The 9,919-nt window shown below is 71.6% G+C and carries 12 protein-coding genes and 2 pseudogenes; 8 read left to right on the forward strand and 6 right to left on the reverse strand.

The window, feature by feature from the left end; genetic code table 11:
- Positions 1-281 precede the first annotated feature (281 nt).
- Both TR48_RS36040 and TR48_RS43960 read right to left on the reverse strand, forming a co-directional pair.
- A pseudogene (locus tag TR48_RS36040) lies at positions 282-843 on the reverse strand (hemerythrin domain-containing protein).
- A gap of 152 nt (positions 844-995) precedes the next feature.
- Positions 996-1,169: a hypothetical protein gene (locus TR48_RS43960; protein ID WP_161789974.1), complete on the reverse strand. Its 174-nt coding sequence runs from the start codon at positions 1,167-1,169 to the stop codon at positions 996-998.
- Positions 1,170-1,433: 264 nt separating this feature from the next.
- On the opposite strand from TR48_RS43960, the pseudogene trhA reads away from it, so the two are divergent.
- The 5 genes and pseudogenes from trhA to TR48_RS36060 all read left to right on the forward strand — a co-directional run bounded on the left by trhA (position 1,434) and on the right by TR48_RS36060 (position 3,689).
- A pseudogene (gene trhA / locus TR48_RS36045) lies at positions 1,434-2,040 on the forward strand (PAQR family membrane homeostasis protein TrhA).
- Between the two features lie 188 nt (positions 2,041-2,228).
- The gene (locus TR48_RS36050) at positions 2,229-2,585 is read left to right on the forward strand and encodes a PRC-barrel domain-containing protein (RefSeq protein ID WP_042374808.1); all 357 of its coding nucleotides are present in this window, start codon (positions 2,229-2,231) and stop codon (positions 2,583-2,585) included.
- A gap of 23 nt (positions 2,586-2,608) precedes the next feature.
- Positions 2,609-2,776, forward strand: coding sequence for a hypothetical protein (locus TR48_RS44605; protein WP_170183576.1), 168 nt, complete (start codon positions 2,609-2,611; stop codon positions 2,774-2,776).
- Between the two features lie 9 nt (positions 2,777-2,785).
- Positions 2,786-3,028: a hypothetical protein gene (locus TR48_RS36055; RefSeq protein WP_042374810.1), complete on the forward strand. Its 243-nt coding sequence runs from the start codon at positions 2,786-2,788 to the stop codon at positions 3,026-3,028.
- Positions 3,029-3,299: 271 nt separating this feature from the next.
- Positions 3,300-3,689: a helix-turn-helix transcriptional regulator gene (locus TR48_RS36060; RefSeq protein ID WP_063771131.1), complete on the forward strand. Its 390-nt coding sequence runs from the start codon at positions 3,300-3,302 to the stop codon at positions 3,687-3,689.
- A gap of 298 nt (positions 3,690-3,987) precedes the next feature.
- Here the strand turns inward: TR48_RS36060 and TR48_RS43965 are convergent, their stop codons facing one another.
- Positions 3,988-4,137 (reverse strand): hypothetical protein, encoded by a 150-nt coding sequence (locus tag TR48_RS43965; RefSeq protein WP_161789975.1) that lies wholly within the window; start codon positions 4,135-4,137, stop codon positions 3,988-3,990.
- Positions 4,138-4,293: 156 nt separating this feature from the next.
- On the opposite strand from TR48_RS43965, the gene TR48_RS44610 reads away from it, so the two are divergent.
- Both TR48_RS44610 and TR48_RS43970 read left to right on the forward strand, forming a co-directional pair.
- Positions 4,294-4,536, forward strand: a complete 243-nt coding sequence (locus TR48_RS44610; RefSeq protein WP_042374820.1) for a hypothetical protein — start codon at positions 4,294-4,296, stop codon at positions 4,534-4,536.
- Between the two features lie 235 nt (positions 4,537-4,771).
- On the forward strand, positions 4,772-4,948 hold the full coding sequence (locus TR48_RS43970) for a hypothetical protein (protein WP_161789976.1): 177 nt from the start codon (positions 4,772-4,774) through the stop codon (positions 4,946-4,948).
- 16 nt (positions 4,949-4,964) lie between these two features.
- On the opposite strand, the gene TR48_RS36070 is transcribed toward TR48_RS43970, so the two are convergent.
- The 3 genes from TR48_RS36070 to TR48_RS36080 all read right to left on the reverse strand — a co-directional run bounded on the left by TR48_RS36070 (position 4,965) and on the right by TR48_RS36080 (position 7,841).
- Positions 4,965-5,246, reverse strand: coding sequence for a hypothetical protein (locus TR48_RS36070; RefSeq protein ID WP_042374814.1), 282 nt, complete (start codon positions 5,244-5,246; stop codon positions 4,965-4,967).
- A gap of 527 nt (positions 5,247-5,773) precedes the next feature.
- Positions 5,774-6,169: a hypothetical protein gene (locus TR48_RS36075; protein WP_052443329.1), complete on the reverse strand. Its 396-nt coding sequence runs from the start codon at positions 6,167-6,169 to the stop codon at positions 5,774-5,776.
- A 19-nt stretch (positions 6,170-6,188) separates the two neighbouring features.
- Complete coding sequence (locus tag TR48_RS36080; RefSeq protein ID WP_174501768.1) at positions 6,189-7,841, reverse strand: nickel/cobalt transporter; 1,653 nt, start codon at positions 7,839-7,841, stop codon at positions 6,189-6,191.
- A gap of 447 nt (positions 7,842-8,288) precedes the next feature.
- Here TR48_RS36080 and TR48_RS36085 point away from each other — a divergent pair.
- On the forward strand, positions 8,289-9,919 hold a 1,631-nt coding region (locus TR48_RS36085), incomplete at its 3' end, for a DUF4331 domain-containing protein (RefSeq protein ID WP_042374822.1).

The raw sequence follows: 9,919 nt of genomic DNA on the forward strand, positions 1-9,919 counted from the left end.
CCGTCGGTTGATGGAGGCTCGTTCGCGTCCTCGTCGTCGCCTTTGGCGCGGACGTCCTTCGGGGTGGGTGCTGTGATGTTCCGCTGCTCTGCGGACCGCTCCCGTTCCTCGTCGTCGACCTGGTCGTTGTCACGCTCGTCGGGGGTGCTCATGACCCCATCCTGGCCCCGGGGCGGCCGAATTCCGGGCAGACACGTGGGCAGCCCAGCAGCGAAACCCGGCTGGTCCCCTGGCGGTGCTCGGGCGCCGGGGGACCAGTCGGGCGCGGGCCGGGGCTGGGGTTAGGAGCGGCCGCGGCCGGAGAGCAGGTCGCGGGCCCGATCGACCAGCCCGGTGCCGGGGGCGACGAGCTTGTTCATCGGCGGGGGGGTCGGGGGCGGCCGGGTGGGGTCGGGTGGGCGCCTTGGCCTTGGCGGAGCGGATCTTGTCGCCGAGTTCGTCCAGTTCGGCCGGGGTGCAGGCGGTAGCCAGGGCCGGGAACAGCCGTGCTTCCTCGTCGGCGACGTGGGCGGCGACCTCGCTGATCACGCGGGCCACCAGTGTGTCGAAGCCTGAGTGGTCCGCGTCCATGCCCTCCAGTTCCTTCAGGAGTTCCTCGACCGTGGCGTGGTCGTCGAGCTCCTTGTCAGCCATCGCCGCCCCACCGGTGACGCGCTCGCGTACCGCGGGGTAGAGGTACATCTCCTCGGCGACCGAGTGGCGGACCAGTTCGATGGTGAAGTCGTCCGCGATCCGGCGGCGCTGGGGGTCGCCCGGCGGCAGTGCGTTGATCTGGTTGAACATCTCCTCCACCTCGCGGTGGTCGGCCTTCAGCTCCTCGATGACGTTCCCGCCGTGTGCCATTGCGGTGTGCTCCCTTGCTTCTGGTGGCCAGGCCCTTTGTGTGGGCGGCTCGGCGGGCATCCGTTCCCGGCCCGCGCCGCGCGCTACCCGCGCGGCGCGGAGTGTGCCCGGACAGCCCCAACTCGCGGGAACCGCGCTGTGACGGAAGGCGGTCACACGCTCACCCGGGCGGGGGCGAGGGCGACCACGATGCGGGAGGCGCGGTGGCGCAGTTGGTCGTCGACGGCGCCGCACAGCACGGGCCGGTCGTCCACGGCCAGGGGACCGTGGACGGTGACGATGACGACCGCGTCCGCGTCCGCGTCGCGGGCGATGCTGAACACCACGAGCCGCTCCGATCCCTTCAGCCCCCAAGGGAATTCGCAGACCCGGGCCGGTGCCGCCCTCTCTCGTCGTCGAATCCCTAACATGGGCGTGTGATCGCTGAAGACGGCCGGCCGCCGGTATGCGGACGCGAGCCCCATGGCCGCTCCAGCACCACGCCCGACGCCCTCCGTATCCAGGTGGTCGATTCACCCGCCACGACCGGTCGGCTGACCGCCCGGCCGGAAGGCGGGGCGCCGTGCGCGGCGGCTGCGCCGAAGCCGAGGATGCGCGGCTGGCTGCACACCGCGATGTTCCCTCTCTCGCTGGCCGGCGGCATCGTCCTGGTCGCCCTCGCACGCCTCGCGGCGGCAGCGGCCTGCTCGGTGTACGCGCTGTCGGCCTGCCTGCTGCTGGGCACCAGCGGGGTCTACCACTGCGGAACCTGGGGTCCGCGCGCGGAAGCTGTCCTGCGGCGGCTGGACCACGCGAACATCTTCCTGATCACCGCCGGCACGTACACGCCCCTGGCGGTGCTGGTGCCCGCGGGCCGGCGACTGGTGCTGCTGTCCCTGGTGTGGGGCGGGGCCGCCGCCGGCATCGCGTTCCGCGTCTGGTGGATCAAGGCACCGCGCTGGCTCTACACCGTGTGCTACCTCGCTCTGGGCTGGGCCGCGGTCTTCTACCTGCCCGCCTTCGCGCGCACCGGCGGCATCGCGGTCATCGCACTCATCATCGTCGGCGGCCTGCTCTACACAACGGGCGCCGTCGTGTACGCACTCAAACGCCCCGACCCCTCACCGCGCTGGTTCGGCTTCCACGAGGTCTTCCACGCCCTCACCATCGCCGCCCTCACCCTCCCACTACGCGGCCATCTTCCTCGTCACAACATGACCAGCGGTACCTCGGCCCTGGCTCCGGCCGGAGAACCTCCGGGCTGCGCCAGGACCGGGCCGGACCCCGCCACCACCTCACTCCTCGCCGCCGGGGCCGGCGCTGTGGCACTGCGCCGCCGCGACCGGGGCAAGGGGGGCAGACTGGAAGCGACAGGCCGCGCAGGCCGGACCTGAAAGGGGCCCCGCGTGATCGGGTTGGCGGACATCCGTGAGTGGCGTACCCGTGACGTTGTCGACTGCGGCGGGAAGAAGATCGGCGTGCTGGAGGCCGTCTACGTGGACACCAGCACCGACGAGCCGGCCATGGCGACGGTCCAGGTGGGCCTGCCCACCCGTCACCGGCTGGTCTTCGTCCCCCTGGACGGCGCGATCGCGGGACCCGACTACCTCAAGGTCGCCCACGCCAAAGCGCTCGTCAAAGACTGCCCCGCGATCGGCACCGACGACGTCCTCCCCGCCGGCGACGAGGAAGCGGTCTTCCGGCACTACGGCCTGCCCTACCAGCCCGGCACCCAGGGCGAACGGCAACTCGCCCGCCGCTGACCCCACCACCGAGGAGGTGCGCGATGGTCCTGTTCCTGCTGCTGATCATCGTCGCGGTCGCGCTCGGCATCATCGGCGCCGTCGCCCACGGCCTGCTCCACCTCCTGGTCATCGGCGCCGTGATCCTCGTCCTCGACCTGCTCTACGCCGGGTGGCGCTGGCAGCGCTCCGGACGCACGCCGCAACGCTGAGCCGCGCCCGTGTCCGGCGAGCCGTTCGAGCTGAAGGCCGAGTACGAGTGGCGGACGGTGCTGCTGTGGCACGTGGTCCCGGCCGGTGCCAGCACCGCGCTGTGCGGGCGCTTCCTCGCGCCCGCCGCCCAGACACGCCCGATCGGCGACGTCCGCGTGCTGCACCACGACGAGGTGTGCCTGCGGTGCCTGGTCCGGCGCGGCGTGCGGGACGATCAGAGCGGGGCCCCGACCGGACGGTCAGGCGGATAGAGGCCGAAACCCCGCTGCCCTCCGGTGGCGGGTGACGCGAGCCGGCGTGCCCGGCTCCCACCGGGAACACCACAAGCCTCACCATCTGCCGTGACGACCAAACGCTCCACCGGCTGTGCGCCCGCGCGCTCTTTCGCGCGGGAGATCGACCGGAGCCGCAGCCGGGATCGTTCAGCCGGGGTGCGGCCGCTCGCATCCGGCGCCCGAAGGACATGCTCCCCGCGCCGGTTGGGCAGGTGAGAGCCCGACGCGGCCGGGGAAGGCGCGGGCCATGGCGACCCGACGCGCGAGCTGGACGTTCCTCACCAGCCACACCCGTGTCCTGGTCCGGATCGCCCGCGACCCTGCCATCTCGGTCCGCGACATCGCCGCCCACTGCCTGATCACCGAACGCACCGCCCAGCGGATCATCTCCGAACTGGAGCAGGCCGGCTACCTCACCCACACCCGCGCCGGCCGCGCGAACCGGTACTGCCTCATCCCCGGCGGAACCCTGCGGCACCCCGCCGAAGCCCACATCACGATCGACGACCTGCTGGCACTGTTCACCGCTGAGCACCCCCGCGCGGAGCACTCCCACGCAGAAACGGCAACCTTCCAGGCCGGAGCGGCCGGCCCGACGCTCGTGCTGGCCCATGTCCCGCGGAGCGCATCCGAGTGAGGACGGACCCGAGCAGTGCGACGGCCCCGAGGCTGTCGTAGAGGTGGAGCCAGTGCGTGGCTGCCGACGGTCGCCACCGTGAGTCCGACGGCCGCGAGCACGTGGGGGATTTGCGCGGAACTTCTGGCACCACTTGGCACCAGCGAGAGCAAGGGGCGGGCAACTTTGGGGTTCGCGGTCGAGGTCGAGTCCGCCGTGTCTGGGGTGCCCGCTGATGGCGGCCGGCACGGTCAGCTGCCCGGTCTTCCCCGGCACTGGTTCCCGATCGCAGCCGGGGGCCGCGCGGGAAGCTGCTGGCCTACGGCCATTCGTCGGGCTGTGCGTTGACGAGCTCGTCGAACTCCTCGTCGGTGAGCGGCGGGAAGTCCTGCGGGGCGTGGAGTTCGTGGGACAGGTCGAGGGTGTCGTCGGCGTCAGGGTTCTGCGGTGTGGTGTTGTTCTCCGGCATGGTGCGCTCCCTGTCTTGTCTTGGTTGGGTGCGTCCCAGCTCAGCAGCGGCCGGAGGGGGCCGCGCGTCGTGGCGTCCGATCGGGTGGGTCACCCATCGTCGCTGGCCGGGGTGCGCGGGGATGCCGCCCGGATCGCGCTGGGGCAGCTTGGAGGGATGAGCGATGAGCTGTCCCCCGCCGAGCCGGACCATCACGCGCACGTCGTCGTCCACCCGGTTCAGACCGACGCGATGACCGGCCCGTACCGGCGGGTGGACATCCTGGGCGAACATGTCGGAAAGGCGTACAGCCTTAAGGACGTCGCGGAGTTCTGCCGCCGCGCCGGCCTGGACGTGGACGCCATCGACGACTTGGGCCTGGTCGAGTGGCAGGGTGCAGGACCCGATGTGTGGGGGTAGTGGAGCCCCCGGGCACCGGGGGGGGACGGACGCCTGGGGGCTCCACCGTCCGGTTCGGCTTGTGCCGGAGTCCCACCGGACATAGAGCATCTCTGGCCAGTGGGGCGCGGGCCGAAACGGGTCTGCGGGGGTGCGTGAAGGCGCGTGCGCCCGGTGGCCGGGCGGGCGCACGCCGCGGCACCCGCCGGGGCCGGTCTCGTTGTTGGTGGCGTGACCCCACCGGGATCGGGACCGCGTGCCTTCACAGGCCGTGCGGTCGGGCGAGACGCCGCTGTACGAGCAGACGGTGGCGCAGTGGGAGTCGCTCGGCCGGACGGTGCCGGGGCGCCCCGATCCGGAGTGGGACCGGCTCACCGCCGGTCCGGGGCAGCGGCGACGTGTCCTGCCGTCGCCCCGTCGCCAGGCGGCCTGAAGCGCGCGGTGTCGGATCAGACCGTGTGGATGCGCAGGGTGCCCGGGTTGAAGCCGGCGTCCTCCAGCGTGTCCGTCACGATCACCATAGCGAGGCTGTCCATGTCGGCCTGGGTCGACCGGTCGCCCTGGCAGACGAACTGGACCGTGCGGGTCGGCGGCCCGCCGAGCGTGATCAGACCGATGCTCGTGACGCCGGGGTCAGGCCGGTAGACGTCGAGGCAGTGGTTGAGATGGGCAACCTGCTCCTGATCGAGTTCCTCAGGGAAGTCGACCTCGACTGTGCTGGTGACGGTCATACTTCGACGCTAGGCCGCCGACCAGCGGGCCGCGCGCCGGGTCGACCGGCTCGGTGCCGACATTGGGAGGGTTGTCGCCTCGCGCCTGCGCGTTGTGGGCTCGGGCGGTGTCGCGTTGGGCGGCCAGATCGTCGCGCTGGGCTCGGGCGGCTGTCTCTCGGCGCGATGCTGTGAGTCCGTGGTGGGCGGGATGGCCTTGTACTTCTCGGCGTGCGCCTGCCGACCTGCGAAGGCCAGCGCGCACACGGCACGAAGAAACAGACTCATGGGCTTGGGACCGCGCAGCGCCGGACCGCAGTCCTGCGACAGCCCCACCGGGATCACGGCAGCCAGGTTCGGGAGGGGCCCCGTCGTGCGCACCATTCCTGTTGCGGCGTGGGTGCCCGTTGTGTGCCACCTCGCCGGTGCGGACTGGGACCACAGGTCACAGCTGCAGGAAGCCGGGCGGTCGAGGTCGAGTCCGCCGGTTGCCGGGTGTGGTGGAAGGCGCGGCCGCGGCGGTGAAGGGGGCCGGCGTCCGGCCCGCATCACCGACCACCCCGTAGCGAACCAGACAGGGGAGGAGAGGGAGAAAACGGCTCCTCCCGACCGGCAACCTCATGCGAGATGTGGGTCCGGTCTCCGCCGAGGCGCGTGTAGAGGTCCATCCAGCGGTGGTCGGTCGCGGTGGCAGGTTTTCCGTCGCAGAACGGCTTGGTGCCGTTGGCGGTGTAGTAGCGCATCAGCTCCAGGATGGAGAGGGTGTCGGCGCTGGTGCCCGCGGTGTAGCGGGTCGCCGGATCCTTGCTCTGGTGGACCAGGCAGGTGGGCGACGGTGTGTCCGGTTGGGCGTTCAGCGCGCCTTCGGTCGCGGTGCAGCCGCTCAGTAGCGCTGCCGCGGCCAGAAGGGCGGCGGCGCGGGGGAGAGCGTAGGGGAGGATCATGTGCGGGGCCTTTCCGGGGTCACAGGGCCGGTGCCAGGCTTCGGATCATCAGGCCGAGCCCGACGATGAGGACCAGGGCGGCGGTCAGGGTGGCGGTGTGGGGTGCGATGCGGCGCAGCACAGCGAAGGCCGGGCGGTCGCTGATGGCGCCCAGTCGGTCTCCGAGGCGTACCAGGAGCAGGCCGACCGCGGTGAGGGTCGCTGCCATGCCCAGGCCGTAGGCCACCACGAGGGTCGCGCCGAAGGCGGTGCGGCCCAGGGCGACGGCTCCCAGGAGCACGACCAGGGCGGAGGGGCTGGGGACCAGGCCGCCGGCGACGCCCAGGCCGATCAGGCCGCGGGTGGTGAACGGCTGCGCGGGGGCGGCCGGGTCGTGGGCGTGGTGGTGTCCGAACGGCCCGTGGCGATGGGGATGTTGGTGCGTGTGGGCGCCTGACCCGTGGTGGTCGTGGTGGTGGTGACCGGGTTCGTCGTGATGGCCGTGGCCGTGGGCGTCGTCGTTGTGCGGGCTGTCGCTGTGGCTGCCGGCGCTCGGTTCGGTGGCGCCGATGAGGGCGGGCACGGCTGGCGTGGCGGTCGGTGAGGGGGCTTGGCCCGGGTGTGTGGTGCCTCGAATGCGGCGCAGGGCATCGGTGAGGAGTTTGGCGCCGACGATGGCCACGAGCGCGCCGCTGGCGACGCCGAGCCAGTTGAGCACGGTGTCCCCCGCGAGGGAGGAGAAGGTGGCCAGGGACAGTCCGATGACCAGGACCCCCGCGGTGTGAGTGAGGGTGACGGTGGCTCCCACGGTCACCGCGTCGCGGGCGCGGCCGCGTTTGCCGGCGAGGTAGGCGGCCATCACGGTCTTGCCGTGGCCGGGCAGCAGGGCGTGGCCGGCCCCGAGGATCAGGGACAGCAGGACGGCGAGGAATCCGATCCAGACGGTGAGGTGCCGGGTGGCGGCGAGGCCGGTCAGCTGCCGGTAGAGGCCTTCGAGGCCGGCGGTGAGGCCGCCCGCCAACCCGGTGTCGGGGGTGTTGCCGCTGGTTGTTGACGTCCCTTGGCCGGGGATGACGGTGAACTGGGCGCGGGTGTCGCCCATGGGGGTGGAGAGCAGGTCGCGCGGGTAGTGGCGCAGTTCGTCGGAGGGGGAGGACTGCGGGGCGGTGGAGTCCTGCAGGTGGGTGCCTGCACCTTGGGCGGTGATCTCGTTCCAGCCGACCCGGGTGCTGTCCGCACCGGTGTCGACGTGGAAGGTGAGCGGGCCTGCTGCCAGATTCAGCGGCGCCCGCAGGCGGCATTCGAGGCGACTGGTGCGCAGGCCCGCCGCTCCGGGCTGGTAGACGAACGAGGACGCGGTCACGGTGAAGGTCAGCGGCGTGGGGGTGGTGACGGTGAGCTTCCCGGATGTCTCCGCGCAGCGGGCGCGGGCCCAGGCGGCCCGTTCGGTAGGGCTCTCGGTGCCGTCGTGGTCGGTGTCGACGGCGGATGTCTGCTGCAGGGTGGGGATCTCCGCGGTGTCCGTGACCGCCAGTACGTCGACGTGGTCGGGGTGCACGAGCAAGCCGGTGTAGTGGTTGATCGAGAAGTTGCCGAGCGGGTGCGCCTCGGCCCGGGGCGCGGTCGCGCCGTAGAGCCACACGACAGCGCAGGCCAGGACAGCGGCCCGGCGGGCCAGATGGCGCGAAGTCATCGCATGCCTCCGTGATGGTGGTTGGCGAGCGCCCGGCCCAGGTCCCGGGAGGCGCATCGGCGCAGAGCGCAGCGGCGTCAGCGGGCGTCCACCACGACCATGCGCGCACCGGGCGTGACGCCTCGGCCCGCGCGCCGGGGTGGCGCGCGCGGTCACTCGCCTGGATCAGCCGGGCCACCCGGTCGGACGCGTCGCGGTTCCCCCCCCCCGGGGAGCCGCGGGTGCACGCCCGAGTGGCGGCTGCTGGTCGCCCGTCCGGGTCATCTGACGAGCACGGCGACTCCGATCGGCCCACCGGCCTGGCAGATATATCCATGTTCGGGTGGATTAGAAATTGCTTAAAGCCGTACTTCGAACGCACCGTCAGGTCGCCGACGTGCGTATCAGTGAAGGCGTCGTCCGAGTGGGGCCGCAAGCGCTCACCTACCTATCGGAAACGGATGGACCATGCGTCACCTTCGCTTGCCGCGCCTTGGTTTCTCGGCGCGCACGCCCGAACGCGCCCTGGCGGCCCTGGGGGCGGTCGCCCTGGTGTCGGCCGCCTCCATCGCGGGTCTCGCGCCCGGCGTCAGCTCCGCCTCCAGCCACCGCGAGGCCCCCCTGATCGCGGGCGACCCGAAAGCCGACAACACCGACGTCTACGCCTTCACCAGCCCGGACAACCCGGACATGGTCACCTTGGTGTCTGACTGGATCCCGTTCGAGGAGCCAAACGGCGGCCCGAACTTCTACCCGTTCGCGAACGACGCCCAGTACAACATCAAGATCGACAGCAAGGGCACCGGCAAGCCCGACATCACCTATACCTGGACCTTCAGCGACCACATCCGCGACGACGCCGGCCAGTTCCTGTACAACACCGGGGTCGTGAACAACCTCAGCGACCCGACGCTGAACTTCCGTCAGACCTACACCCTGACCGCCACCTACGCCGACGGCAGCAAGAAGACACTGGTCAAGGACGCGCCCGCGGCACCGTCCAATGTCGGCAAGGCGTCCATGCCGAACTACGCCTCGCTGCGCCAGCAGGCCCTGGTGTCCCTGCCGGGCGGCGGCAGGACGTTCGCCGGGCAGGCGTCGGACCCGTTCTTCCTGGACCTTCGGGTCTTCGACCTGCTCTACGGCGGCAACCTGAAGGAATCCGGTCACAACACCCTGGCCGGCTACAACGTCAACACCATCGTGCTGCAGGTCCCCAAGAAGGACCTCGCGCTGAACGGTGACGCGACCCGTAACCCGGTGATCGGGGTGTGGTCCACCACCGACCGGCAGGGCGCGCAGGTGGCCTCCAGCCAGAGCAAGGGCGGCGAAGGCACCGCCAGCCAGGACAAGGGCGGCGAAGCTGGCTGGCACCAGGTCTCCCGGCTGGGCAACCCGCTGGTCAACGAGGTCGTCGTGCCGCTGAAGTACAAGGACGCCTTCAACGCCCTGCCCCCAGAGCTGGACCACACGGTCACCCCGGTGGTCGACAAGGTCAAGTTCCCGATCGTGCCGCAGCTGATCCAGAAGATCTACGGCATCCCCGCCCCGGCCGGTCCCCGCAACGACCTGGTGGAGATCTTCCTGACCGGGATCTGCAAGGCCTGCGGACCGATCCAGGCGGACCTCAACTCCCAGATGCTGAACGCGGACGCCAGCAAGAGCGCGTTCACCCCAGCCGAGGAGCTGCGCCTGAACATGGCCGTGCCACCCGCCTCGAACCCGAACCGCCTCGGTGTGCTGGGTGCGGACCTGGCCGGGTACCCCAACGGGCGCCGCCTGAACGACGACGTGGTCGACATCGAGCTGCAGGCGCTGGAAGGCGCCGCGCAGACCGGCAGGATCGTGCCGGCGCTGGCCGCCGGTGACGGCGTCAACACCCCCTACCGCCAGCCCAGCGGCACGTTCCCCTACGTGGCGCTGCCCAACACCGCGGCGGTCAACCAGGCCGCGTTCGCGCAGCCGGACGGCGGTATCGGGGCCGGCTTCGGCGGCATGGCGCTGGCCGGCGACCGGTCCCCGGTCGTGGCCGCCACCGCGCTCGGCGGCGGCGCGCTGCTCGCGGCCGCCGGTTTCCTGGCCCTGCGCCGGCGGCGCGC

This window comes from Streptacidiphilus neutrinimicus (genome assembly GCF_000787815.1).
GTDB classification, from domain to species: Bacteria; Actinomycetota; Actinomycetes; order Streptomycetales; family Streptomycetaceae; genus Streptacidiphilus; species Streptacidiphilus neutrinimicus.

Excerpts from the sequence above, each read along its gene's own strand:
- TR48_RS44605 (WP_170183576.1), top strand. The coding sequence starts at position 2,609 with ATGGTCCTGTTCCTGCTGCTGATCATCGTCGCGGTCGCGCTCGGCATC.
- TR48_RS36060 (WP_063771131.1), top strand. The coding sequence starts at position 3,300 with ATGGCGACCCGACGCGCGAGCTGGACGTTCCTCACCAGCCACACCCGT.
- TR48_RS43965 (WP_161789975.1), bottom strand. The coding sequence starts at position 4,137 with ATGCCGGAGAACAACACCACACCGCAGAACCCTGACGCCGACGACACC.
- TR48_RS44610 (WP_042374820.1), top strand. The coding sequence starts at position 4,294 with ATGAGCGATGAGCTGTCCCCCGCCGAGCCGGACCATCACGCGCACGTC.
- TR48_RS36070 (WP_042374814.1), bottom strand. The coding sequence starts at position 5,246 with ATGACCGTCACCAGCACAGTCGAGGTCGACTTCCCTGAGGAACTCGAT.
- TR48_RS36075 (WP_052443329.1), bottom strand. The coding sequence starts at position 6,169 with ATGATCCTCCCCTACGCTCTCCCCCGCGCCGCCGCCCTTCTGGCCGCG.
- TR48_RS36080 (WP_174501768.1), bottom strand. The coding sequence starts at position 7,841 with ATGACTTCGCGCCATCTGGCCCGCCGGGCCGCTGTCCTGGCCTGCGCT.